Origin of the sequence: Desulfosarcina variabilis str. Montpellier (assembly GCF_048565275.1) — a bacterium.
Taxonomy (GTDB): Bacteria; Desulfobacterota; Desulfobacteria; order Desulfobacterales; family Desulfosarcinaceae; genus Desulfosarcina; species Desulfosarcina variabilis.
The window spans coordinates 903,843-928,786 of sequence record NZ_CP159846.1 but is presented as its reverse complement, the minus strand read 5'-3'; the positions used below and the strand labels follow the sequence as shown (position 1 = coordinate 928,786).

Here is a 24,944-nt window from a genome sequence, read left to right as displayed (position 1 = left end):
CAACATCCGATTCAACATGGCATGAAATCAGCTTGTCACTATAACAGACGGCGGTGCTTGGATCACGGGAATTCGATATCGTCTGATTGTAAAAAATGCTAAAGATCGGAGATGAAAACTAACCCCCCAGCGTTGCAACCTGGGGGGAAAGCAAGCACGACCTGAGGGCGCAGGCAAAAGACAATTAAAAATATCTTCTCGCCCCTCGATAGTGTTTTTTAAAATAAGCATTGGACAAAGAAGCATTTCGAATATACTTGCCACGACCGGGAGCATGGATGAACTTGCCCTTACCACTATAAATTCCTACATGGGAAATCTGATCATCTCCATTTGTGGCAAAAAAAATCAAATCCGCTGGTTTGAGCGCATGATTGGATACAGGCTTTCCTGTCCGATATTGGGACGAGGCTTTACGGGGCAGTTCCAATCCGTTCAAGCGATATACCGTCATGGTCAATCCGCTGCAATCGAAACCATTTTTGGCCGTTGTTCCTCCCCAGCGGTATGGCACTCCAATAAACCCTTTAGCGGTTTCAACCAACCTTTTTTCCAATCCTTTACGATAAGATTCTTTGAGAGACTGCTTATGCGTTGGTTTGGACTTTTTGAAGGGTTTGAGAATGTAGAAGGTGTCGATGACGCCTTCGGCTTTCAGTGCACGCGCACGCTCATATGCGTCTGCTCTTGAATTGAAGCGTCCAAAGCGCACCTTGCTGAAACCGCTTTTATCCTCATAAAAATAGGCGTCCAGTCCTTTTTCCTGCAATCCATTGGTCATGCGTTCTGCGCGTAGTGAGCTTCGAAATGCTCCCGACTGAATGGTAAACGGGATGGAAGGGATTACAGTGTTGAGGAAATCATCTTTTTGCGGGGCTGGCGTGTTCCCGGAGATCGTACTCTCTTTTGCACAGGCCGTAATCACGATGGTTATGATCACAATTAAAAAAGAACGCCAGCAAATTACCAAGTATCTGTTTCCGCCTCTAATACCAAACATAAAAACAACCTTATCATTCAAGCTCTCTTTTTATTCACGTTTAAAAGTATACTTTTACCAGAAATAGAGATATTTTGGGAGCAAAAACATAAATCCGCTTAATTGATCAGATAGCAGTCTATTTCACATTTTACCACATCCAACTATGTAAATTACTACATAGTCACTATCACAGAATAGCATTATCCCCTGCTCCACGTTTCGTCAAAATTCATTTATAGCCATAGGTTACCAGACTTTTTACATGTTGGCATACAAAATGCTTATTTCATTAGCTATACAGTTTGTAAATCAAAACGCATTTACAAACGGCCATTGGAAAACTGGAGGTGTGATAAAAAATAGTTTGATTGATTAATTCAGCCAGTGTCATTCGTATTACCGACTTGGTAAAGATAAATATCAAGGAGAAACTCATGAAAAACGATCTTCTCAGAATAATAGGATTTCTTTTTTTTCTATTAGCCTGTCAATCCGACTATTTGCTTAATGCTGAATTCGATGATCAAAGCTTATTTCAACTGCCTTTCCCAACAGTATCCACTCAGCCGGTACCAGCTTCTGATTCAACAATCACACCGAATGCCAATGGTCAAGAGACAAATGATTTACAAAGTGTCAACACGCAGGCTGGAAAAGACATACAAGTCGTAAAACTGCTATCTATTGTTTTGATTGGATTTTTCTTGATTTATAGAAGAAAAAATGGGGGTGTCAATGCAGATTTCAAAAGCCCCCCGGACACGACTAAAATACTTCGGCCAGCACCCCCCAACCCATCGTTTTTCTAATCTTACGCTGATTCTGAAAAATGTATTCGGTAGAGCCGAAGTGGTGGATCCTTGAGCGGTGGAATGAACGAAGAAGTTGGAAGAGTAGTCCAGCGGGGCATTCACACGCATGCCCATACATAGCGCCTTTTGTACAGTGACCTATTCTTTCGAGCTTATGTTCCGTAATATTACATTTGGCTATCATGCCCCCTGTACATTCCAGAGCTCATCAGCACCTGCTCCATGCCGACCAGTCCAGATGAAAGGACTTTTAAATCATACAACATATCAATAGACCCATTGAGGAATTTACGGTCTTCCTCAGTGGATACCTTTATGGAAAACTCCTTTAAAAAACCTTGTAAATCATCGGCTTGCTCGAATAGATTGTGCATTGCCGCTTTTAAATTCTTGACCCTGTCAATCATTACCTTTTTGTCATCGCTTTCCTGCATATTGGACAGGAAATGATCGATTTCTTTTATTTTTTCAATAAATAGATCATACATTTAATCCACCTTGGTTCTTGGGTTGAAAAAATCTTTGGCGAACTAAAATTAAGCAAGCGCGTAAAAATCATAAAATTTCAAGGAGCACAGGCGTGAGTGTCGAGCGGTATATGGGTAGCGCGGGCTATTTCTGCAAAAATATGAATTATTTTTTGAAATATTTTGCCACGTTTTCGATCGTTTGGCAAGTTGCGATAAAAAACAGGCCTTTGCCCTTGGCACCTTGGCGCTGTCACCCTTAAGGCTGTTGCAAAAAAAAGGGGGGGCATAGTGCCGCCAGGGTACAGGCGCCCCAGCAATTGAAGCGCTGCAATTTTCAGAAAGTTCTCTATTTTTCTCTCGGCTTTATCTGTTCATCTCATCCTTGTACCCCACCGCTGCATAAAAAAGACTGAGAAAAATCGCCAATGGCCATGCCCACCTTCTATGAGACATATCTGGTTATCACTTTTGGTTTCAACCTCCGGTGCAGTCCACTACAAAATAGATCATATTCTTATGATTTAATTATAAATCATTATTCTCTCATCGCCATCGTGCTGTCATTTTGGAAATTTTTCAGCCACCCTCTATCAGCATGATTTTCATAAACATTTTGGACGACAACATTGACTATCGCTTTTTATTTGGTTAAGAGTTAGGCCGTTTCATTTAGGGTTCGCGCAAAAATAAATTCGCAAATTGTCAGTGTTCAGGCGCCCGCTCAGCAAGGCGCGAAGACAAAGGAATATCAGGCATATTCCGTGTTTTCGCAACACCGCTGAGCGGGATGGATGGGCGCTGAAAATGTGAAGTTATTTTTGCGCGAGCCCTTACCCAAGCTGATACCACCAGAACATTTGAGCAATTACTCATCACTATTTTTTCAACCTTAAAAAAGGAGCTGAAGATGCGGAGAGGTCGTGTAGGATGGACAGGGATGTTATTGGTTTGCCTTTATTTTTGCTCAACTGTATCGGCTAATGATTCAGACAGGTTACCGGGCGTTCAAGTCAAAACAGATGGATCCGTTGCCGCTCCCGGTGTTAACGTAGATGCCAATGGGGGCGTTTCGGTCCCAGGCACCAAAGCTATTTCCGGTGGCAGTGGGGCTGCAGGTCTGTTGGCAAAAAGTTCAGCTGAGAAAGAGCATGTTATCAACGACAATGATAAGACCTTTAATCTGTCTTGTAATGGCGAAAATGTGGTCATTAATGGAAGTGAAAATACCATCACATGCCAGGGAGAAAGCACCGAACTAAGTATCAATGGCAGTGGCAATACCGTTCGTTTTAAAGGTACCTGCGATACACTAATTATAATCGGTGCAGACAACCATGCCAAAATAGAACGGGTCGGTGCCATCAGTGCCCTTGGTAGCGGAAACCGGGTAACGTGGACGGTTGCGTCCAGAGGAGAAAAACCGGACATTGTTTCGACCGGGTCAAATAATCTGATTACAAAAAAGAAGTAGCGCAACCGATTCGCAATCGTTTTCAGTACAACGGCGCTTTTAGAGTGCCCCAAAAGCGCTTATAAAAAATCATGTGGGGAAAGCCCACTGGTTGAGACTATGGAGGGTGGGTCGAGTGAGAAGGTGCATCCATTTTGGAAAGACCTTCTCCCTACCCACCGCATCCAAGACACGGTCTACGAACCTTTCCCTTAATAATACTATTTTCTGTCTTGATCCCACGGTTGCAACACTAGGGTTGAGATAGCAAATCCGTCCGCAACGCTAATCAATCAGCTCATACCTGATTTCATCACCGTTTTGTATCATCGTGATTTTCGTGGTCCGATCCCTTGAGACTTGGATGGATAATAATTCTTGCGGGGGATCCAGGTCGATGATCACCGTATAGGTTCCGATTTTCAATTGATGCTGTTGACTGCCCACAACGCTTTTCAATACGGTTTTTTTGCGGCTGTCGACAACCCGGAAATCGATGGTTGCGGCTTCCACAATGGCATCTGCCAGCTCAGCGCCCGAGGATGCTGTGAAAAAAGCCCCGCCGCCGGCTCGGGCGATACTCGTCAGCGTGGCACGGTCGGCGTCGCTGCCCACATCGTAACCGATGACATGCAGTCGGACTTTGATGCCATTTTTTTTCAGCATGGCGGCGGCTGCAACCGGATCACCGTCGCAGCTTTCGATGCCATCGGTAATCAGTAGCACGACGCAGGCACCGTAGGCGTCAGCCAGATCTTTTGGTGCCTGGTTGATGCTGTAAGCAATGGGGGTTTTACCTTTGGGCAGGATGGACCGGATCTGTTTCAACAGTTTTTCACGATTCAATGGTGAAAGGGACATCAGAAGCTGCGAGTCCTTACAGTCCCCCCGCTTGACCGGCGACCCACTGCCATACACCCGAAGGGCAACCTGGGTCTTCGAGGGAATCATGGGCACAATGTTGGCCAGCACCTGTTTGACGATATCGATTTTGGACCCTTCGGCAAGCTGGCCCCACATGCTGTTGGACGCATCCAGGATGATTTCCACATTACGGGGGGCAAAGAAGAACCTGGCCTTGGCGCTCGTATCGGCGGTCTCAGAGTCTTCCCCCCGCCGGCCGACCACCAGATAGCCCGTACTCACCGTTCCGCGCACCGTGGCGTGGGCGACTTTTCCGCTCCTGGTTTCGGCTTCAGCCCGGATCGTATAGTTTCCCGGCGCCAGGCCGCTGGCATCCATTTGATAATCAAACGGGTACTGCCCCGCGTGACCCAGGGCTTGATCATTTAGGGTGTAACACACCTGGGCGACCGGATCTTCAGGATCTTCGTTATAGATCGTTAGCGCCAGCGGTACGTTGCCGCCAAGCTCCTGCCAGTTGTCTGGATTAGCAAAAGCAATGCTCATTTCCTTGACCACCATAACCCTGAGGGTATCCTGCACAGCGGTGCCATCGGCCAATATGCTATGGGCCATAATTTCATGCTCCCCCGCAAAAAAAGAGCGAGTCTCCCAGCTGACGGCGTAAGGCGTTGCAGCCACCGTGCCGATCTCTTGACCATCCACGGTAAAACGGACCGAGGCCGGTGGATGATCACTGCGTATAATCAGATCAGCTTCGATGGCCGCTGTTTCCCCGACACGGGCTTCGGCTCTTGGAGAGACAAGGGTCAATTCCACTGCCGGTTGAATATCGATTTCAATGCTGTCCTGCGCCTGTTGCCCGCTTTGGGCCCGGGCCACGACCTTGAGACTGTGAAGCCCTGGTTCGAAGCGGGCGGGTTCGAAGGGAACCGAGTAGCTGCGCGGGTCTGACGTGTGTTGTTCGGCAATCACGGTCTCATCCACATAAAACGTCAGTGTCTCGACGCCGGCCGGCTCGAGATTAGGGACCTGGGCCGTGAAAGGGGTTGAAGAAATAACCAGGCCGCCGTCGTCAGGCGCAGTGATATTGACCTCCGGTGGCGGTATTTGAGGCTAGTAAGCCAATGTGTATTTGGATTGCATTTCGGCGCCAATGCTCTGGTAAATGCGTTTTAACTGGCTGGCATCATCGGTTTGAAAATATTTTCCCCCACCTTCTTTGGCCATATTTTTCAGAAAATTCTCATCGATTTTTTGAGATTCTCCCAGTCCCACGGAATAGATCCGGATTTGCTGCCGTTTCAGGCAATCCATCAATGCATCCATGTTTTTCCTGCTTTTGTCACCGGCCTTGCCATCTGTCATCACAACCATGGTGGTCGGCCCTTTCAACTGCTCGCTGAGCCGGAAACCCTCAAGGATCGATGTCAGCAGATTGGTGCCGCCACCATTGGGCATGGTATCGATTTGATCTTTGAGCACCTGTTTGTCGCTCGATACCGGTTGTGGCTCGGGGCTGCTACCAAAGGGAATCAATAAAATCTTGTCCCGATGGCTTTTCAAGTCGATGAAGGCCTTGGCCGCCAGTTTGAGTTGATCCATCACCGGTCCCTTGGAAATGCTGTGATCCAGAATCAAAATCACGTTCTGACCGGTTTTGACACCGCCGATTTCAAAATCCAGTGTGTAATTTTCCTGTTGGACGCCGTTTTGAAACAGGTCAAAGTCGGTGGGTGAGAGAAACAGGACGTCCTTGCCCTGATCGTCCTTGACGGAAAGATTGAGCCGATATGAACGATCGATCTTTTTATCGCTGTCATTCTTGTCCGTTGACGGCGGGATATAAGGCAGCGCCATGGTATAGAAACTCGCCGTCTCGCTGCTTTTTTGGGCGTTAAATTGTTTTGTAGTGATTCGCGTGGTCAACGAATGGCCGGATGGATCGGTGAATGTCGTTTGGGCTTCACCGAGGCCCAGCTCTTGAGTGAAGAAGCAAGAGAAAAGGTTGGGTACACGATTTCTGTACATGGCGGTAAAACCGGTGGCTTCGACAAGAAAGAGAACAATGGCCAACCCAAGGAACCCCCTGGCCACCATAGGCGCGGCTTTCCGCTGAAAAACAAATTCTATAAACAAGAAATACAGAGAGTATAAACGCGATAACGGTGATTCCCAATGTCACCCATTTCATGTAGGATGCATTGTCGAAAGCCTCAATGGCTGCCTTTACAAGCGGGGTGAAGGCCAGCAGCGCAAGAAGGTAACCGAGTATAATCAACGACCAGTGGATGGTGAATGGTTTAATTGTTCCAATGTCAATTTCTTTATCGGTTCCCGGTATTTTCAGAAGCGATGCCTGCCCGCCGGTTTGAGTTTTCGACTTCGACGTTTCACTTTCAGCCTGCGGCACACCATTCACATGCTCTTCCATCGCGTTTTCCTCACTTTTTTCTCTGCAAGAATTATTACTTTATGATTATTACGAGAGAGAAAACTGTTTTTTATACCGGAAATCGATGCAAAAAGCGAATAAGTGAAAAATATGCGTTTTTCGTTCCTTGGATTGATTTGGTAATTTACCTAATTTTAATGACTATAATTTAGGCAAAATGCACCAACACGGCAATACCGGTGGATTGGCGGTTCACTGAGGGGTCAAGCCTACCACTAAAGGACACCAAGAATCCATCCTTCAACCCGGGCCACGGTTTGCATGGGCGGGGTCAGGGGCGGATGGAGGAATTCGTCCAGCCCCCCCGCCTGGTCGGTTTGGCGCAGCCAGGCGGCAACACAATAGGCATCATGCTGATCCGCGGTGCGACCCTCACGGGGATAATCCCGGCTCCACAGGGATGGATAGACCTCAGCCACCGCCGACCGCCCGGAAGGAATTGCCCACCCGTCAAAGGGCCAGAAATGAACCTGCATGCCCAGATTGCGGCGTATGAAGCGCAGCCAGGGCAGTCCGGCATGGGTGGATTTGGCCACCGACCCGGGCACGTCAAAGTGAAACACCGATTTGGCCTTTCCCGTGCGTTCTTCGCAAAGCCGGCGCCAGCGCGCGTTTCCCATTCGCGACGCCCCGTCACCACAGACGCTATCACGAACAAAATCAACATACGTGCTGTCTTCATCGGTGGGCCAATGCTGATGAAAATCTTCAAGAAAGGCCGGCCAGTCGGGTGGTAGATGGTGAACCTCGAAATAGCGTAAGGGGAAAGAAAAGCCGTGATCAATGCCCACCAGGGTCGGCGGGTCCTGACCGAGCTGATCAACCAGCCAATCGGCGAGCCCGCGCCTTGTCCAGTACTTGCGCGGGCTGGGCGGCGGTTCGATTTCGACAGGTAATGTCTGCCGGTCAGCCATATAGACCCGCAGGCCCTTGAGGCTGGCCTCGGGGGTTTCGGCACCCGAGTAGTCGATTCCGATATAGCGGGAAAAAGCGGCCATGTTATCTCCTTCGGATTTTCTGATTTCTTACCGTTTGGCTTTTATCCGGTGAGTGCTTTTGATGCAACGGGTAATATCCGTTTCCATCAGGCGCCGCTGGCGTTTAATGAATTCAATTTTATCCATAAGACCGATCCATACGGTCCGCTGCTGCCGCTCAAGGATTGTACGCTGGGCCGGACACAGATACTGGATACACATCCATGGTCGATTGCGGGGGGGCTGGCTGCACCCGTGGTGGCCCAGAAACGGACAGGCCTCTTTTGGCTCTGAAACAGCCTGACAATCGGGGATGGGTGCACCCGTGAGGTGAAAAAACAACAAATCCTGAAAATCGAACCAAACCGTGTTGGTGATGCAGCAGGGCTCTGGACAGAACCGGCAGGTTCGCCGACACAGAGCAACCATCAGGGGCGTCAGTTCATCGATACTGCGACCGATTGTCTCGGCCGTGGCGATAGCCCCTTTAAGTGCATGTCGATGTCTGGCCAAAAGCTGGGCCAGGGCGCAGTTGGATTCCCGCCACGTGCACAATTCGCCGGGCGATGCGGCGGGTTCGGAATCACGGTATGAATCGTTCTTCAATTGCTTACATCATCCAATGGGGCCGTTGGGCCGCCCATGCACTGACGGTTTCGCGCAGCCACCCCTCAAGCCCTCGGGCAATATAAAAGGCGGGGCGGAGCAGGTCATTATCAGGCTGAATAACGCCTTCGTGCGCAGCAATGCGAGCCAATTGCGTATAAGGATAAATCCGCAGACCGATCGTCACCTTGAGGGCATCCAGTTTCAGCCGATCGGCAAATTCCAGGCTCTCCAGCACCGTCTGGCGCGTCTCCCCCGGTCCCCCCAGCAATAAGAAACCCATGCGATGGATGCCGGCATCGGTCAGCCATCGATTCACCTTGCGGATATCATCCAATGAGAAACGTTTGTTCATGCGGCGCAGGATCGGCGCCGATCCACTTTCAAATCCCAGGGAAATGTCCTGGCAGCCGGCCCGTGCCATGGACCGGACCAGGCTTGCGGTCACACGGCCGGGATAGAGGATCGCCCGCCAACGGATGTCCAGGTGCGCCTTTGCGATGCTCTGGCACAGGTCTTGAGCATATCGTGTGGGCAGGTTGAAAACATTGTCAACGAAATATACGCGGGAATATCCCGCTCTGCACCAGCGACGGAGGGTTTCGATAACCGCTGCCGGCGAGCGTTTGCGGATCAGGCGTCCCTCAATGGTTGACGTCGAGCAGTAGCTGCAATTCAGCGGGCAGCCGCGCCGGGTCTGGATGGGCAGATAGTAGTCCGGATTGCGGGCAAACCGGGGATCGAACCACTGCGGTCCGGGAAACGCAAACCGGTCCAGATCACGCACCCCTTCCGGCGGAGCCTGGGGTCCCTTGTCCCGAATGACCAGACCGGGCACATCCATGGACGGGGTCGATCGTTCAAGCCGCTTAAGCAGCATGACCGCCGCGGCTTCACCATCCCCCTGGATGCCCATGTCCGCACCGGTGTAGTCCAACACCGCCTGGGGAAAAATGCTGTAGCCGGCGCCCCCCAGCACAATGGGCACCTGGGTATGGGTTCGGCAACATCCCACGACCGCTCGGACCGGTTCCAGCAAAAAGCGGGGCGAGGCACTGGCCTGATCATCTATATTGCGGATGGAAATACCGATGACTCCGGGTGCCGCCTCGTCCAGGGTCCTGCGGAGCAGGACCTGCCAGTCCGCCTTGCCCATCAGGTCGAGAAACCGAACCGTATGGCCGGCCTCAACCAAGGCCGTTGCCACGCTACCCAGTCCCATGGGCAGGGTGGGCATATTGATTTTTTCTGTGTTGGCTGAAATCAGCAGGACACGCATCGGTATCTTTCATGATGGTTTGTAAGTTTATGCTGCGGGAAGCCTGACAATTCACCCCCACTGCTATATAGTAATGAAATAGTGGACACGTAAAAAGCCGAATCTTTGAACGGCCCGAAAAATAACCATGAAAAACCATTTACCGGCTACAAAAAGGCAAAGGTCAATTCCCATGCAAATCGTTGAGGTCGGCCCACGCGATGGGCTGCAAAATGAAACCGCACCGATTCCCACGGCAGCTAAGATTACCTTCATCAATGCCCTTTCCGTAAGCGGTGTGGGAGAAATTGAGGTAAGCGCCTTTGTGTCGCCGCGTTGGGTACCCCAACTGAGCGACGCTACCGAGGTACTAGCGGGTATCACCCGCCAACCGGGTGTGGTCTACTCGGTCCTGGTGCCCAACCGGCAAGGGCTGGAGCAGGCCCTGGCCGCACGGGTAGACAAGGTGTCGGTATTCACGGCCGCCAGCGAAACCTTCAACCGCAAAAATATCAACACCACCATTGAAGGATCCATCCGGCGTTTCCAACCAGTGGTAGCGCAGGCCCGCGATGCCGGCCTGCCCGTACGTGGCTACGTGTCCACCGCCTTCTGGTGCGCGTTTGAAGGCAAGATTGAACCACAGGCCGTGCTTGACGTGGTGGACCGTCTGGTGGACATCGGCATTGACGAAGTGGCTATTTCAGACACCATCGGCAAAGCCACCCCGGATGAAGTCAAGCGCCTTCTGGATCTGCTCGCAGGCCGCCTGCCGGTATCGCGCATTGCAGGGCACTTTCACGACACCTACGGCCGGGGCGTGGACAATGTTCTGGCTGCCTGGTCGGCCGGTATCCGAACCATTGACGCCAGTGTGGGCGGCCTGGGCGGTTGCCCCTACGCCCCGGGCGCCAGCGGTAATGTGGCCACCGACGATGTGGTGGCCGCCCTGGAAAAACAGGGTATCGCCACCGGTGTTGACCGGCAGCGGCTGGCCGAGGCCTTTGATATTTTACGTCCCTTTCGAGTCGATGATCGCCGCACCCTGCCCGCGGACGGGTCTCCGGCCTGCGCTGCCTGCCAGTTCTCCACCGGCAAGGTCTGCTGCAAGCGCTATCAGGCTGGCAATTAAACTGGTGTCCATCCAGAAACTGGATGGGCACAGACTAAAGGCGATGCACCCGGGCCTGCAAACGGATAAAATTCCCGCCCAACACCGCCGCCTCCACCGCCGGGACCAGGTTCAGGCGACGGATTTTATCCAGTTCCGCATATGGATCACCAAAGGGAAAATCCGAGCCGAACATCAGTCGGTGGTGGCCGTAGGATCGGATATATTCCTGAATTTCTTCCCGGTCGGCCAGGGCTGTATCGGCCCACACGTTCTCCTGGTTCCACAGGCCGGCTGCGGCAATAAGCTGGAAGCCACCGTTGAGCAGTCCCAGATGCGGAATGATCACTGTAATGCCTACCGCCAGATCACGGATAAAACGAATCGTGTTCTCAAGTTCCTCTTCCAGCACCACCGGCAACCGACGGCGCCGAATCTCATCCAGGGCCAAGCGGCACCGGGGATCATCATAAGCATAGACCGGCTCACCATGATGGCGGTGCCACTTGATCCCGCAGTGGGCACTTGTAAGCTGGTCCACGGCAAAATCGTTCCAGATGAAAAAATAGGGATAAATCGTCATTGGCTCAGACGCCAGGGAAAGCAGGTGGGCGTTGCTCTCCCTGCGGCGCTGTTGCCAGGCCGGCGTATCGACGAAGGCGTAGTCATGGCGGTCGTAGATTTCCATCACCGGCGAGAATACGGCCACGCCCTTAATATCCGTGCCGGCGGCCTGCCGCGCATAGTCCGCAAAAGACTGGGGCCAGCTGCGATCGATGACGCCGCAATGGGCATGGGCATCGATAACCGATTGGGATGGTTTTTCCATATTAATCTCTCTTATGGGCATTAAGCGGTTATCATCGCCGTCTCGTCCCGATCCATAGGCCATTGACCAGGGCATCCACCGCCTCGGACAGGCTGTCCTGGCGCTGGATTGCCAAAGCAATCCGCCCAGCGTGCTGCCGGTAGCGTGGCGTTTTCAGGCAGCGGTCCACGGCAGCGGCCAGCCGGTTGGACGTCAGGTGGGAACGCGGGATCGGCTTGGGCCCCACTCCCGCTTTCCAAATCCGGTATCCCCAAAAGAACTGATCCAGCGTATGGGGCACGATAATCTGGGGCACGCCGCTGACGGCGGCCGTGGCCGTTGTCCCGGCCCCGCCATGGTGGATGATCGCGGCCATGCGGGGGAAAAGATCCAGATGGGGATATTTTCGGATATAAAACAGATCGTCTGCAGCGTCCACGGGTAAGGGATCATCCCAGAACCGGGCCAGAACCATCCGTTGGCCGGCCCGCCTGATCGCCTTGACGATGCTCGGCACCAGACGGACCTGATCCTTTATTGGCATACTGCCGAATCCGCAATACACCGGCGAGGGACCGCCAGCCAGGAACTGGTCGAGGGCCGGCAATGTTTTTTTGGGTTGGGTTAAATGCAAATACCCCGTTTGAACAGCAGATTGGGTGACATCTGGGGCAATGGGGGCAATGGATTGGTCCGAAGCCACGATCACGGATGGCCCAAGGATGTGACGCTGAAAATTTTTCAACGGTGCCAGTCCCAAACGGCGACGATGGACGTTTACCAGCGCGCCGAAATTGAACCGATCCAGAACCCTCACCAGATGCCAGCCGGCGCGGTTCCACCATGCGGGCATGCCCTGCCGCCTGAAAGCCGGGTGGGGATGATGCGCCGATGGCAGTAACTGCGGCGTGAAAGCAATGTAACGGTAAGTTATCTTTTTATGTTCAGCAATACTGGAAAGGGCGAAGATCGCGGATGAGCCGACCACCAGGTCCGCACCGCCAATGATCTCCGGTATGGTTTTGAACTGCGCGTTCACCTCCCCGCGGAACTGCCGGTTAAGGCGCAGCACATCAAGCGGCGCCTGAACGCCGTCCAGGGTGTCGGTAAAAGCGGTCAGATCACTGCCCAGCGGGACATAGGGGCATCCCAGGTGATCGGCCCATGTCGCTTTCTCGGGCGGTCCGGCCAGCAGGGCATCATGTCCAGCAGCCTTTATTGCCAACGTCAGGGCGATCATGGGTTGCACATCACCCCTGGAGCCACAGGTCATCAATACGATTTTCATTCAGCCCCTTTTATCGAAAATGAGATGCTTTGAAAACAATTTTACAAGTCAACGACTGATCTATTTTGCGGATCATTCCAATGAAGTGAAGCCGGGACCCATTGGGTAGGCCCCGACTTCAAGGAGGAGGATAAAAGATGGAAAGTTTGTTTTTCCCATCACTATACATTTTTGTCACTCCTTTGGTGAATGTCAACCATTTAATGAAAGCTTATTCATCCAGGTGGTGGTTCAGGACTCGGTTTGCAAAAAATTGCCGGCACCGGAAACAGGTCCAGGCCGTAACAACCGACTGGGTTACTACCAATTGACAATTCGCCTGTTTTTATTTGACGAAACAAATCAAAACCGGATAAGCTTCAAAATACATAAACACTTCAATTCTTTAGTGCTTGGTATATTATCTTCTCTCTCATCAATATCAGTATCGCGCTGTCTTTACAGATTCACCGGTCATGCCGGTACAACGAAATCAGGAAAAAAGGAGGCGGCGATGGCAATCATAACGGTTTCAAGGCAATGCTACAGCTTTGGTGATGAAATCGCGAAAAAGGTAGCCGATGACCTGGGGTACAACTTCATTGACAAGCAAAAGATTGGCAATGCGCTTGCAGGGTTAGGCCTTCCAGCCAATCAAATAGAGCGGTTTGATGAAAAAAAGCCGTCCATCTGGGATTTGCTGGCTATCGAGCACGAAAAGTTTTCATGCATGATGAAGGCCGTAATCTACGGTTTTGCCGCAGCGGACAATACGCTCATTCTCGGCAGAGGCGCTCAGATCCTGCTACAGCATTTTAAAGGAGTGCTGCATCTGAGAATCGTTGCCCCCTTCGATATTCGGTTGAAGCGGCTGATGGAACGCGACGGAGATAATGAGAAAAACGGTGAAAAAATGCTCAGGCATAAGGATCGGGACTCCTCAGGGTACATCCAGTCCTTTTTCCATGCGGATTGGAATGATCCGGACTATTATGACTTTATCATCAACACCACCACCTTATCCATTGCCTCGGCGGCACAGATGATCATGCATGCCGTCGCTTTTGAGGAATTCAAAAACGTTCCCGGCGAACGATCCGGCAAGCTCGCAGCCCTTTCCCTGCAATACCAGACGGAAGCAGTCCTGATGGAATTGCAGCGGGGAAGCAATAGCTATATCGTGGTAACCCATGTCGACAAAGGCGTTGTCACCTTAGGCGGGACATGCGATTCAGAAACACTCAAAAGCAATTGTGGAATGGTAATTTCAGAAATAGATGGCGTACGGGGGGTAAAAAACGAAATTGTAGTCGTAAAGGCCACTGCTGGCTGATCAATAATGGCAAGTTAGACTTGCGCACCCTATCCGGACAACTGAATTTGAGCACAAATCCCAATTGGTTACCGACGGTGTCAAGCCCCCCCAATGTCAATTGAACACGGTCAGGCCGCAGCCCGGATGTCTCACTTGAAAATGAGATCGTCATACGCCTGCTGAATTTCTTTAAAACGCTTTTCGGCCAGTTCCTGGAATTCCTTGCCCAGGTGCTGCACCTTGTCCGGGTGATACTGGCCGGCAAGTCGGCGGTAAGCCGCTTTGATTTCTTCTTGCGTGGCACCGGGCGTGATCCCCAGGATTGTATAGGGGTCTTTCGGGGACCGCGTTTCAGAATCGGCGGCACGGGATTGTTCATCTCCGGCAGTCTTGCTGTGTGGTCGGTCAGACCGATTCCCCGTCTGTTGCAGTAGCTTAATACGACGATAATAGCGCCAGAGCACGTACAACACTGCCAGATCGTCGATCCATCCCCACCCGATCAAGAAATCCGGAATCAGATCGCGGGGAAAAACAAGATACAGCAGCGCCCCGATAATGATCAAAATGATGATAACGTTATTCATTTGGATGTAAAAAATCGCCTGATGCGGCTTAAAAGCGTATCCGGCATCTCGAAAATGGTTGCGAGTACATTCCGGCGATCCCGGTTGCCGGAATGATTGAACCTGAAGTCGGAATACATTTTTTGACCGCATGAGGGGCAGGCCATCAGCATCCCACCAAGATTATTGGGAATGCGTAGCTTCTGGCCGCATTTTGGGCACGTTTTGACCGTGTGATTGTTCATAGATTTATCTCCCTCCTCCCCCACTACATTTTGACGGTTTCATTGTCCATGGATTTTTAGTATTTTCCCATCCCGATTGCATCATCGCACCGTCAACGATCGTGGAGTGACCCTTTATCAGGAATGCAACAATTCAATGCCTAAAAATAAACGTGAAAAATACCAGCGTGTTAAAAGTCTGCCCAATGTGACCATCACAGAGCGCAATTTTAATCCATCCTCCGACGCGTTTCCCTGGCTCGAACGCCGTTATGATGGGATGAGGCGGGTACTGGAGCTGGGTTGCGGCAAAGGCGAACACAGCCTTGCATTCGCTGCCGCCAGCCCGGACACCCTTTGCGTGGGTGTCGATCGCAAGAGCCACCGGATTTGCGTCGGTGCTGAAACAGCCATTGCCATGGGGATCGAAAATGTGCAATTTCTTCGGGCCCGCATTGAAATGATTGAAGCGTTTTTCACCAAACAGTCCATTGACGAAATCTGGTTGACCTTTCCCGACCCGCACCCGAAGCTTCGCACCCGCCACCTGCGGCTGTCCGCCCCCGGATTTCTTTATACCTACGCCCGGTTACTGGCGCCCGGGGGCAAAGTGCACCTGAAAACGGACAGCAACCTGCTTTTCGATTACACGTGTGAATCGGTTGATCGTTGGGGGGGACGTGTGGTGGTGGCGTTGGACAATCTCCATGCAACGGATAATGGCCGCATCGGCGCCAGGGAGGTGGCGTCCGCCTTTGAGCAGGCTGCGCGCTCACAAGGAGAGACGATTAAATATGTGGCATTTGAACTGAACGGATAAAACGATGAGATTTTATTTGGGCCATAGGAATCTTTACCTTGACACCAAAACAAAAAAGCTATACTCAGTGCCTCTTTGTTTTGAAATCAATCTGAAACGTGCCGAAGTGGCGGAATTGGTAGACGCGCTAGGTTCAGGGTCTAGTTGGGGTTCCCCAGTGGGAGTTCGAGTCTCCCCTTCGGCACCATATAAAAATAAAAGGCTGCAACCTTGAAAGGTTGCGGCCTTTTTTAGTTTGCCTGCTTATCCATGCCGTCGAACGGACTGGATCATGTCATCAAGCTTCTGCAAGAAACGGGATCGATCCCGCTGGGTCATGGGCGCCGGGCCACCGGTTTGTTCACCGGGGCCACGAAGATTGGCCAGAAGGTCCCGAACCGCAATGGCGTCACCGATATTGTCCTCAGTAAACGGCTTGCCCGTTGTCCCCAACACCAGCGCCCCTTTTTCCAGGCATCGGCCGGCAAGCAGGATGTCGGCGGTGACAACAATATCATGGGCCTGCACCTGTTCCACGATCCAATCGTCGGCCGCGTCAAAGTCGTCTTTCACAACCTGGAGAGTAATCCGCGAATCTTTGGGCGTCCGCATCCAATTGTTCGCCACCAGGGTGACCTTCAGCCCATATCGCCCGGCAACGCGATAGACCTCGTTTTTTACCGGACATGCGTCGGCGTCAACAAAAATATGTAGCATACCAATTCAATCTCCATCAGAGAACAATTACAATGAGGTACGAAATCATCTAATTTGTCGAAAGACTGAGGTGGCTCCGCCTCGCTCCCATGCTCGGCGTGGGCGCGCTTATTGCTCTCCACCTAATCAGGCAGGAATTCCCACGCTGGAGTGTATACCCGTCAACTTAAGGAGTTCAACATAGATGACGAGAAATCTATTTTACTATTCGATCACTTCCCAATGTCCCCCTTTGGCCGGGCCGACTCGTCGAAGCAGACCCTGGTCCTGCAGTTTACGGATATTTCTTTCGATGGAACGTTCGGTCACGCCGATCAAGCGAGCCAGTTCCGGTATGGTTAAATTTTTGTCTTGCACTAAAGCATCAAGAATTTTCCCCGACGTTTTCCCCGACGTTTTTTTTGGTATTGAATCCGGCGCCATCTTCTCGACCGGTTTCCGGTGAACTTTGACAATAAAGAGACAACCGTCACGGTCATCAATGAAATCAACTTGCGGCCAGGCATCCAAAGCGCGTTTGATGCCGGACCCCAAGCCGTGGTAAGGCAACAAGCCTTTGGCGACATAGGAAACAAGGATCGGATTGCGGATGTTCGAATTACCGGCCAGGATCTTTTCCACCGTCAGATTGTTCGGCAGATGGCCGGGGCTGACGATCTCGATGCGGTTGTCAAAAAGGTTTGTCGATCCCCTTAGGGATAGTGACAACAATCACCACTTTTCCCCGGCCTACAGATACGTTTTCTGTCTGGGGTGAAATGGGGCTTCGTACGTGTTGACTAGCCGCATTGCTGATCAACTGGTTCATCCGACCAACCTCGGCTCGGGAAAGGCCGGAAAAACAGGCCCCTATTATTCAGTCATCGCTGAAACCGTATTTATCCAAGAATTCATTAAATCAAAGATGGATCACTGATTATGGCACCGCGTTTTCAACAATGGCGTCGGCCAGTTGAACTTGGGTGGTTTGGTTTTCGTTCAGATGCGTGTTAAACCGGCAATAATCCAGCAAGTGGGCATCAGGCAACCTCTGTGTCATTTTTCTGGGTTTTAGACTCAACCCCACAACAATCTCTCTGACTGCCCCAATAAATAGCACAGAATATACGCCGGAATTTTCAAGACAGTCGTATCCATTCCCGTCAATGTTGCCACAGCAAAATCCGCCTCGCGCTGCGTAACCAGATACGCCTGCCTCGGATTCTCAGACGCACAATAAATGCCGAGTCCGCTTTTCGCATCCAACTGCGGCTTTGCTTTATACTTGACTTCAAACGGCAACACATAGGCCGGGCTGCGCACGATGATATCCACTTCTTTCTGAGTGGCCGCATCCCTCCAATAGACGATTTCCGGTGTATCCCGATAATAGTAGGCAAACAGGTGGCGCAGCACCGTTGTCTCCACGATGGTTCCCATCTCCTCGGGGTTGGTGTAGATCTCCTCACCTCGCAGGAGCACGGCATTGTGCAGGGCCGCATCCACCAGATAGTATTTGTTACGGGCCTTGAGCACCCGCTTCCCACCCAGTCCGGAGGGCGGCAGGCGATAGATGAGATTGGCCTGTTCCAGCAAGGTCAGATGGTTGGCCACGGTAGTGGTGGTGGTTCCCAGATCCCGGGCGCAGGCCTGGTGGGCCAGAATCCCACCGGAGTGTAGACATAGATAAATGAAAAGCTTTTCGAGGTCGTTGATATTCCTGACACCGAAGAGCGCGGTCATGTCCCGTTTAAGCACCCGTTCCACCACATCCTCGCGAAGCAACCGCTGACAAAGATCAATGTTTTCCTGGTTGGCGGTTTCCGGGAATCCACCAACCAACAGATAGCGTTGAAAAAGCGGTTGCAGGGGGCGCATTTGGGCTGCCAGGGCTGAAAGATCGCCGGTTGAAAATGAAAAGATGCTGCTGACACGCAGATCCGGGGCGATGCCTTCAGGCTGCTGGCCTCGCATGCTGACGAATTCAAAAAAAGATAGTGTTGGGATCGGAACCGTTATCCAGCGGCCGACTCCGCTCTCGGCCAGACGGTCCCGATGAACCACCGATGCGGAACCGGTGGCCAAGATCCGGTACTGGGGCTTGTGGTCGACCAGCAGTTTGACCTCGGTTTCCCACTGCGGTGCGTACTGGATTTCATCCAAAAGCAGGGTGGCTGGCTGGCCGTCTGGATATGTGCTTTCATGAAATAAGGACAGGATTTCCCTTAAAGAGAGCAATTTCAAAAGGGGATGGTCCAAACTCAGGTACAGGATGCTCTTTGGATCGTTGCCCTGCTGGACCAAGGCCAGGGCCATCTGCTGAAGCACGGTGGTTTTACCTACCCGGCGCGGTCCAGACAGGAGCACGGCTCTTTTCAGGCTTTGGTCTTCCAGATAGCCTCGGCAGGCCTCAAATGCCAGGCGTCGAAAAGGCGGCACGAAACATTGGCGCTCACTCCACCAGGGATTGAATCCAGTGAGTACATTAACGATTTCGCTGCGATCTAAAAAATCTTTCAAATAATGCCCCAATTGTTATTATTTTGTATTTTTTACATACTATACTATGTATTTTTACAAAATAAAAATCAGAATTGTATGGATTCCAATGTTTTTTAGGAGTGGTGCCCTGTCGTTGACAGCTCTTTTTTGGCCATCTTAAGCGACCAAATCGGTATTTAACATGTCCAGGATTTCAGCGTACTGGTCTCCGAACATATCATAGAAACCGCCCAAACCGCCATTTTGAATAAAAGGCGGGTATTCGAAATCCTCGGATCCGATGCTGTGATTGCCGGCAATGTGATCACGGATCATTTTCAACCATTTCAGCTGATCTACAGTAAATTCCCTGCCTGCATTGGCCTGCTGGGCCAACCATGCTTTGAAATTGGCTTCCACGCGCTCGGCAAACGGAACCAACTCGTTATCCTGATCAAGGGCAAACCGAACCAGGGAAATCAGGTCGGTCAAAATATGCTTGGCGCCGACCCCGCGAACCTTGTCCTTTTCAACAGCGGCGTATGCTTGCCACAGACGGTCCTCGGATAAATGGTGGGGCGGTTTGCGAATGGCATCGGCCAGGGCCTGGAGTTCCTCAGCGCTCAATTGGGCTTTATATGGCCGATTATAGAGGATTTGCAGGGCGGTGATCTCATCTTTGTTGGCGTCGATAAAATCCTTGAAGGAATTCACCATCCCCTTGGCCTTTTCCAGTGCATCGGCATCAAATCCGGCGTCGATCACCTGATCCTGGCTGACTTCATCGATGACCTGTTCAGTCTTTTTAAAGAACTGCTCCAATCCTTGTGTAGAACGTTCATCGTCCTCTTCGGCCAATTCCTGTCCTTTGAGCATGGAATACAGACGCTGGATGGTACTGATGAAAACCCGGGCAGTTGTATCGAGGGTATTGCTGGTCAGCCGCTGAACAATATACTCTTCCGTAAACTTGAAATTATTGTAGGGTGAAACAAGCTAGGGAGTCCGTTTTTGTACTTATCAGATTGGGATTCAACACCCGATAGGGTGGCGCCTTCTTTTTTAGCCTCAATTACGCCAGCGGCCTTGCCATCAACATAAAGGAGATAGTCCGCAACTGCGTGTCCGCTTTCCAACTGAAATTCTCTTATCGCCACGCCTTGCTTAGCCTGAATATTGGCCTTGCTGAAATCTTGTACATCCCAACCGGCTTTATCGAGCATTTCATCGATTTTAACTCGTGCTTCCTGCTCTGGCGTAGGTGACATCCAGTCCTCCATGTTGAGAGATTCAGCAACTTGCTGATTTCAGACAGTAAATATAATCGCAAAACGAGTTTGGTTGTCTTAGAGCCTGTTTGGTAAATCCGTCTAAGACCCGCTAACGGCGTTGGAAAATGTCTCAAAATGCTCACATATTACATATATGCTCCGCTTTTGAGCCACTTTCCGCCTTGTTATCGGGCCTGATCCAGACTTCCAAAACAGGCTCTTAGGGCCGTGGCAAAAAATAAAGAGAACTATCTTAAAAACAATTTTTAGGTGGGGTTTATAGAAAGGTCAATAATTTTAGTATATTTTAGTGAAGAAACAAAATTGGTCGATATTCTTCCGGTTATTTCAAGTGGACACAAGTTATGCCTGCAACAACCGACTCTGCAATAGCGTTTGCATGTCACGGCGCCCATCGGCAATCAAGAGCACATAGACGTTGTTTTCAATGACACGGTAGATGATACGGTATGGTTTGAAGAAAATTTGACGGAACTCCCGCAATCCCAGGGCGATTAGTTCCTTCGGGTAGGCACCGCGAAGGGGATTTTCGGACAAACTGCGAAAGGCCTTCTCGATCTGGTCCAGAACATGAGCCGCTCTGCCTCGCCCATCATGCTGGTCGATATAATCGTAAATATCTTCCAGATCAAGCGCAGCATCATCGGTCAAAAAAACCGAGAATCCCATCAGCCGGGCTCCCGCCGATTTCGAAGACGATCGATGACATCGGCAGCGGATTGGACTTTACCTTCTTCAATCTGGCGCGCACCAAGCGATAGAATCTTAAGCAACGCCATGGTTTCCTGGGTCTTTTCGTAACTTGCGATATCCTGGACAACCGCCTTGGCCTCACCGTTTTGGGTGATAATCATAGGCCCCTGCTGTTTTGCCAGATTGCGCACGATTTCCGATGCGTGGGTCTTCAGATAGCTGATTGGTTTGATTTGATCGGCCAATGTCATAAGCCACCTCCTTAGAGATTCTGTCCGAATTTAGTCCATAAACAAGTCGAGTGTCAATAATTCGTTTGTTACATCCAAGCCGTTAGGCTGGACCTGTTTACGCTTCTCACCCCAAAACCGCTCACGGCTGATGCGGTTGCAGAAACGATCGATGCCGACCTGCGCGGCATCACCATCTTGCTCGATGCCCTGTGCGCGCTGGGATTTATAAAGCAAAGGCATGTTTTCTCTGGTTGAAGGGTGTAAATCCTGAAAAAGTAAAAATAGATGCACACGGCTGGAGCCGGGGCTTGCGGATGGGACCGTTTTCTGACGGATGAATGCCACCGATCATCCGTCAGCCGCAATGATGCCGGGGCGAGGAAGGGGCAAAGAAAAACGATTGAGAAGATAGGTGTGAAAAGACGATATTATGTTGCGATGACACCTTAGACCGCCTTCAGCATTGACGCTTCCTAGTCATGAAAAACGGGATCGCCCAGCTCGGACAGAGAGAAATTGTGAAATACATGATGGCCGTCATAGTCCAGCACACGCAGATCGTCGGTTTGTTTCAAATCCCCCATGATGACATTAAAATGCATGCCATACTTTTCCTTGACTACCGCTTCGGGGACTTCATAGGCAATAAACTTTTTGATTCCTTTTTGCTCCAGTTTGCTGATCAGCATCGGATCGTTTAATTCATTGTAAGTGGTCAGGAGCAAAATCGGTCCAGTCCCGGTAAAATAGATCCCTGCTTTCATGGCACGCCTCCTTTGTTCAGGATTACGGTCTATTCCGAAGCCATCCCAGTCCCGGTATTCGTATGCACGTTGTCGCCAACGAATGTCCGGAAGGTGAAAAGCTTACTGGAATGGGCAGGTACCCGCACGCACAGAGACGAAGCAATTGCTGTTGGCAACCCGCTTACAGCCACCCGCTTCGGACAAGTGCGCCTGACGGTTCGCCGGTGTGCGAGTACCGCCCATATTGAATCATGAACAAAACCGATCAGTTCAAATTTTGGGAATAAATAAACGACAACGATCGGGTAGCAATCTTGATAAAATCAAAAAGTAAGATGGTACAGTTTGCGGTCGCATAAATGGCTTGCGCAACCAAGTGGGAGGATACACGCCAGAAAGAACGGTAGCGTTTAACTGTTTCTACTTTTATTCTAATCCTGTCATGGAGAATGTCAATGCCTTTTCATCGGCCCGGAGCCCCAAATAACCGGGTCCGGAATCTGCCCATCAAACCAGGCCGGCATAACGGCGTTTGAGAAAATGAACCAGTCCGCCGGCAGTCTCGGTGGTCAGCACCGGTTTTGACCGACGGATGTAATCGGGCAATTCCCGATCGGTGACAATGGCGATACCATCGTATTCACAAGGCCCGCCCTGCTGGTGATCGACCAACAGCACCGGCTGGGGCAAATGATCGATCTTGAACCATTTTTTCAGGATGATCGACAACAGATGGCAAAGCCGCCAGGCGTTGCCGGAAAGCCGTTCCAGGCGCTTGTCGCCGGCGAACAGAATATTATCCTCAATGCGCAAAGGCCCGTTTTGACGCACTTTGCTGATCACAAAGATGCCGCGGGTAGACACCACCAGATGCTCTACACTGAGAAGTTCGATAATCAGGTTGTTGAACACCACGCAATCGTTGCCCAGCCGGGTCAGACTGTCGATCACCGCGTTATCACGGGCAATGTGCCGTTTGAAGACCGCCGGCCTGAAGATGCGCTGCATGACCAGGGGATTGAGACGCCAGTAGGCCACGAGCGTCAACAAGAGCAGCGCGGTACCGACACTGGCGGCCATGGCGGGAGAATCACTGCCACCGGTCCATTCCAGCATCAGGACTGCCACCAGAAGTGGCGCGGCCAGCAGCAGCATGAGGGTGATCAATTCTTTACGTAACGGTTTTTGAGCCAGGTGCCCGATTACGATTGCCATGGGAGTCCTTTGACGTCTGTGGGCTGTCCCCGCCATGCACGATAAGCAGCAACGGGGACAGCCGATAAAAAAATAAACGAAACAATCCGGTTAACCGATCGCCGGTTCCTGCGCCACCCGAGGAGACCGCGATCTTTCGGGCTCATCATTTGCCGTCAGGGCCGCTTCGACCTCACGCTGGATCTTCTCCGGCGAGTTACCCGGGAACACCGGTTCTTCGCTGATGTAGGCATTTTCTTTTCTGCCGCCCAGGTAGATCATCAGGCAAAGCAGGATGGCCGCCCCCAGCCCCCAGGCCGCACCACGGGTGGCCAGGATCGCACCGGAAATGCCGGCGATGCCCAGGTCGTTGAACGACCGCGACTTGAGCACACCCACACGCACACTCACATACCCCTGGATCAGCATGGTGGACGCCAAACCCACCCCCAGAATCGGCTTGACCGTGGACGTGATCGGCGCCAGGAAATAACCGGTCCAGGTGCCCATACGAAAGGACCCCGCGCCACCGAATACGGAATCCATGGCCCGGGGACCGTGTTTGTAACGCTCGCAGATGACCACCTGCATGGCCGCCCACAAGGGACCGCACATGGAAATGTCCGGACCGATGACGCTCATGATGGCGTTGCGCCCGCCAAAAATCATGTGTGACCGGTTGGGATTGTAGTCGATCATCTCGTCCGGACGGTACTTCTGGGCATCCTCCAACAGAGCCTGGGTCTGGATCACATCGCCGAAAATCACGATATAGGCACTGATGACCATGGGCAGGCTGGTAATAAACATTTTCAGCGGGGGAATGGGAATCGTGCCCAGAATCGTGTACTGGCTGAAAAGCGCGCCGAAATCCGGCTCGGTGAAAATACTGCCATCGTAGGTGGGCCAGGAAAGCTCGCCGGTCAGGGGCCCGACGAAAATGGCCAGTGCCAGGGCCGGCATCATGCCCAGATTGGAAAGGTAGTAAAGCAATTTGTTCTTGTGCCGGATCTTCTTGAAATGCTCACTGAACAGCAGATAAAAGGCCAGCCCCATGCAGATAACCACCGTCCAGGGAAAATTATCGAAGCTTTTTAATCCTTTACCGGGCTTGAACACTAGCATGATTGCAGCAAACCCGGCGCCGATCAGGATCCCCGACTGCACGGCATTGGGAATCAGCCGGATCACCTTGCGGGCCAGTCCGCTGGCGCCGATGGCCACGCAAAACAAACCAAAGGTCAATTCGAATGATATCAGGGCCTGCATCCGCTCGACCCCAGGCGCAAAGGCCTCCACGTAGGCGATCAACAAGGGTACAGCGGGTGTGACCCAGCCGGGCACCACCGGATCACCAAAGGTAACATGGGCCAGGTACAGGGTTCCGTTGAGGATCACGATGGCCAGGGCCACCTCGAAAGACATCCCCAGTTTACCGGTCAGCACCGGAATGATCGCCAGGCAGACCGTACACATTAACAGCCCCTGAAGGTAATCGGCAAATTCAAATCGATAATGCAGAAAAGGAAGTCGCAGGGTAAAGGGCCCCATGTTAATGCCAGGCTGGACGCCGCCGTGTTGTCGTTTCAGGCTCATCGTTCTCCTCCCAAAGGTAGTAACAGGTTATGTCCCATCATGCTCGGCA

General features: G+C 51.6%; 28 protein-coding genes and 1 tRNA gene. 7 read left to right on the top strand and 22 right to left on the bottom strand.

Going from position 1 to position 24,944, the window contains the following annotated elements; all coding sequences use genetic code 11:
• Positions 1 to 184: 184 nt before the first annotated feature.
• Positions 185 to 1,021, bottom strand: a complete 837-nt coding sequence (locus Dvar_RS04040; protein WP_419660447.1) for an NlpC/P60 family protein — start codon at positions 1,019 to 1,021, stop codon at positions 185 to 187.
• Between the two features lie 395 nt (positions 1,022 to 1,416).
• Between Dvar_RS04040 and Dvar_RS04035 the strand changes: the two genes are divergently transcribed.
• Positions 1,417 to 1,791: a hypothetical protein gene (locus tag Dvar_RS04035; RefSeq protein ID WP_419660446.1), complete on the top strand. Its 375-nt coding sequence runs from the start codon at positions 1,417 to 1,419 to the stop codon at positions 1,789 to 1,791.
• A gap of 170 nt (positions 1,792 to 1,961) precedes the next feature.
• On the opposite strand, the gene Dvar_RS04030 is transcribed toward Dvar_RS04035, so the two are convergent.
• Positions 1,962 to 2,282 (bottom strand): hypothetical protein, encoded by a 321-nt coding sequence (locus Dvar_RS04030; RefSeq protein WP_419660445.1) that lies wholly within the window; start codon positions 2,280 to 2,282, stop codon positions 1,962 to 1,964.
• A 919-nt stretch (positions 2,283 to 3,201) separates the two neighbouring features.
• Between Dvar_RS04030 and Dvar_RS04025 the strand changes: the two genes are divergently transcribed.
• A complete protein-coding gene (locus Dvar_RS04025; protein ID WP_419660444.1) occupies positions 3,202 to 3,735 on the top strand; it encodes a DUF3060 domain-containing protein in 534 nt (177 codons plus the stop codon).
• A gap of 264 nt (positions 3,736 to 3,999) precedes the next feature.
• On the opposite strand, the gene Dvar_RS04020 is transcribed toward Dvar_RS04025, so the two are convergent.
• The 6 genes from Dvar_RS04020 to Dvar_RS03995 form a co-directional block, all read right to left on the bottom strand.
• A complete protein-coding gene (locus Dvar_RS04020) occupies positions 4,000 to 5,553 on the bottom strand; it encodes an Ig-like domain-containing protein (protein WP_419660443.1) in 1,554 nt (517 codons plus the stop codon).
• A gap of 141 nt (positions 5,554 to 5,694) precedes the next feature.
• On the bottom strand, positions 5,695 to 6,654 hold the full coding sequence (locus Dvar_RS04015) for a vWA domain-containing protein (RefSeq protein ID WP_419660442.1): 960 nt from the start codon (positions 6,652 to 6,654) through the stop codon (positions 5,695 to 5,697).
• A complete protein-coding gene (locus Dvar_RS04010) occupies positions 6,545 to 7,012 on the bottom strand; it encodes a hypothetical protein (protein WP_419660441.1) in 468 nt (155 codons plus the stop codon). The genes Dvar_RS04015 and Dvar_RS04010 overlap by 110 nt, the downstream gene beginning before the upstream one ends.
• 236 nt (positions 7,013 to 7,248) lie before the next feature.
• Entirely contained in the window at positions 7,249 to 8,031 is a 783-nt protein-coding gene (locus Dvar_RS04005; protein ID WP_419660440.1) for a hypothetical protein, read from the bottom strand.
• A gap of 27 nt (positions 8,032 to 8,058) precedes the next feature.
• Positions 8,059 to 8,616 carry a hypothetical protein gene (locus tag Dvar_RS04000; protein ID WP_419660439.1) on the bottom strand — a complete coding sequence of 186 codons (558 nt, stop codon included), beginning with the start codon at positions 8,614 to 8,616 and terminating at the stop codon, positions 8,059 to 8,061.
• A gap of 4 nt (positions 8,617 to 8,620) precedes the next feature.
• Complete coding sequence (locus Dvar_RS03995) at positions 8,621 to 9,895, bottom strand: B12-binding domain-containing radical SAM protein (protein WP_419660438.1); 1,275 nt, start codon at positions 9,893 to 9,895, stop codon at positions 8,621 to 8,623.
• A gap of 172 nt (positions 9,896 to 10,067) precedes the next feature.
• Between Dvar_RS03995 and Dvar_RS03990 the strand changes: the two genes are divergently transcribed.
• Positions 10,068 to 11,006, top strand: coding sequence for a hydroxymethylglutaryl-CoA lyase (locus tag Dvar_RS03990; RefSeq protein ID WP_419660437.1), 939 nt, complete (start codon positions 10,068 to 10,070; stop codon positions 11,004 to 11,006).
• 34 nt (positions 11,007 to 11,040) lie between these two features.
• Here the strand turns inward: Dvar_RS03990 and Dvar_RS03985 are convergent, their stop codons facing one another.
• Positions 11,041 to 11,814: an amidohydrolase family protein gene (locus tag Dvar_RS03985; protein ID WP_419660436.1), complete on the bottom strand. Its 774-nt coding sequence runs from the start codon at positions 11,812 to 11,814 to the stop codon at positions 11,041 to 11,043.
• A gap of 31 nt (positions 11,815 to 11,845) precedes the next feature.
• Complete coding sequence (locus Dvar_RS03980; RefSeq protein ID WP_419660435.1) at positions 11,846 to 13,081, bottom strand: glycosyltransferase; 1,236 nt, start codon at positions 13,079 to 13,081, stop codon at positions 11,846 to 11,848.
• Between the two features lie 493 nt (positions 13,082 to 13,574).
• On the opposite strand from Dvar_RS03980, the gene Dvar_RS03975 reads away from it, so the two are divergent.
• Complete coding sequence (locus Dvar_RS03975; protein WP_419660434.1) at positions 13,575 to 14,393, top strand: cytidylate kinase family protein; 819 nt, start codon at positions 13,575 to 13,577, stop codon at positions 14,391 to 14,393.
• Between the two features lie 131 nt (positions 14,394 to 14,524).
• Here the strand turns inward: Dvar_RS03975 and Dvar_RS03970 are convergent, their stop codons facing one another.
• Together Dvar_RS03970 and Dvar_RS03965 are read right to left on the bottom strand one after the other, a co-directional pair.
• Positions 14,525 to 14,962 carry a DnaJ domain-containing protein gene (locus Dvar_RS03970; protein WP_419660433.1) on the bottom strand — a complete coding sequence of 146 codons (438 nt, stop codon included), beginning with the start codon at positions 14,960 to 14,962 and terminating at the stop codon, positions 14,525 to 14,527.
• Complete coding sequence (locus tag Dvar_RS03965) at positions 14,959 to 15,186, bottom strand: hypothetical protein (RefSeq protein ID WP_419660432.1); 228 nt, start codon at positions 15,184 to 15,186, stop codon at positions 14,959 to 14,961. The genes Dvar_RS03970 and Dvar_RS03965 overlap by 4 nt, the downstream gene beginning before the upstream one ends.
• A 136-nt stretch (positions 15,187 to 15,322) precedes the next feature.
• On the opposite strand from Dvar_RS03965, the gene trmB reads away from it, so the two are divergent.
• Both trmB and Dvar_RS03955 read left to right on the top strand, forming a co-directional pair.
• Positions 15,323 to 15,985 carry a tRNA (guanosine(46)-N7)-methyltransferase TrmB gene (gene trmB, locus Dvar_RS03960; RefSeq protein ID WP_419660431.1) on the top strand — a complete coding sequence of 221 codons (663 nt, stop codon included), beginning with the start codon at positions 15,323 to 15,325 and terminating at the stop codon, positions 15,983 to 15,985.
• A gap of 100 nt (positions 15,986 to 16,085) precedes the next feature.
• Positions 16,086 to 16,172: transfer RNA gene (locus Dvar_RS03955), tRNA-Leu, on the top strand.
• A 56-nt stretch (positions 16,173 to 16,228) separates the two neighbouring features.
• Here the strand turns inward: Dvar_RS03955 and Dvar_RS03950 are convergent.
• The 7 genes from Dvar_RS03950 to Dvar_RS03920 form a co-directional block, all read right to left on the bottom strand.
• On the bottom strand, positions 16,229 to 16,681 hold the full coding sequence (locus Dvar_RS03950; protein ID WP_419660430.1) for a YaiI/YqxD family protein: 453 nt from the start codon (positions 16,679 to 16,681) through the stop codon (positions 16,229 to 16,231).
• A gap of 204 nt (positions 16,682 to 16,885) precedes the next feature.
• Entirely contained in the window at positions 16,886 to 17,389 is a 504-nt protein-coding gene (locus Dvar_RS03945; RefSeq protein ID WP_419660429.1) for an ATP-binding protein, read from the bottom strand.
• A gap of 348 nt (positions 17,390 to 17,737) precedes the next feature.
• Complete coding sequence (locus Dvar_RS03940; protein WP_419660428.1) at positions 17,738 to 19,180, bottom strand: ATP-binding protein; 1,443 nt, start codon at positions 19,178 to 19,180, stop codon at positions 17,738 to 17,740.
• A gap of 138 nt (positions 19,181 to 19,318) precedes the next feature.
• Complete coding sequence (locus Dvar_RS03935; RefSeq protein ID WP_419660427.1) at positions 19,319 to 20,017, bottom strand: type I restriction-modification enzyme R subunit C-terminal domain-containing protein; 699 nt, start codon at positions 20,015 to 20,017, stop codon at positions 19,319 to 19,321.
• A 62-nt stretch (positions 20,018 to 20,079) separates the two neighbouring features.
• Positions 20,080 to 20,409 (bottom strand): type I restriction endonuclease, encoded by a 330-nt coding sequence (locus Dvar_RS03930; protein ID WP_419660426.1) that lies wholly within the window; start codon positions 20,407 to 20,409, stop codon positions 20,080 to 20,082.
• 366 nt (positions 20,410 to 20,775) lie between these two features.
• A complete protein-coding gene (locus tag Dvar_RS03925; protein WP_419660425.1) occupies positions 20,776 to 21,102 on the bottom strand; it encodes a type II toxin-antitoxin system RelE/ParE family toxin in 327 nt (108 codons plus the stop codon).
• Complete coding sequence (locus Dvar_RS03920) at positions 21,102 to 21,377, bottom strand: type II toxin-antitoxin system Phd/YefM family antitoxin (protein WP_419660424.1); 276 nt, start codon at positions 21,375 to 21,377, stop codon at positions 21,102 to 21,104. The genes Dvar_RS03925 and Dvar_RS03920 overlap by 1 nt, the downstream gene beginning before the upstream one ends.
• A 72-nt stretch (positions 21,378 to 21,449) precedes the next feature.
• On the opposite strand from Dvar_RS03920, the gene Dvar_RS03915 reads away from it, so the two are divergent.
• On the top strand, positions 21,450 to 21,614 hold the full coding sequence (locus Dvar_RS03915) for a methyltransferase family protein (RefSeq protein ID WP_419664067.1): 165 nt from the start codon (positions 21,450 to 21,452) through the stop codon (positions 21,612 to 21,614).
• A gap of 218 nt (positions 21,615 to 21,832) precedes the next feature.
• On the opposite strand, the gene Dvar_RS03910 is transcribed toward Dvar_RS03915, so the two are convergent.
• From Dvar_RS03910 to Dvar_RS03900, 3 genes are all read right to left on the bottom strand, one after another.
• Entirely contained in the window at positions 21,833 to 22,123 is a 291-nt protein-coding gene (locus Dvar_RS03910) for a hypothetical protein (RefSeq protein WP_419660423.1), read from the bottom strand.
• Between the two features lie 489 nt (positions 22,124 to 22,612).
• Positions 22,613 to 23,320, bottom strand: a complete 708-nt coding sequence (locus tag Dvar_RS03905) for a hypothetical protein (RefSeq protein ID WP_419660422.1) — start codon at positions 23,318 to 23,320, stop codon at positions 22,613 to 22,615.
• Between the two features lie 90 nt (positions 23,321 to 23,410).
• Positions 23,411 to 24,895 carry a hypothetical protein gene (locus Dvar_RS03900; protein ID WP_419660421.1) on the bottom strand — a complete coding sequence of 495 codons (1,485 nt, stop codon included), beginning with the start codon at positions 24,893 to 24,895 and terminating at the stop codon, positions 23,411 to 23,413.
• Between the last annotated feature and the right edge of the window lie 49 nt (positions 24,896 to 24,944).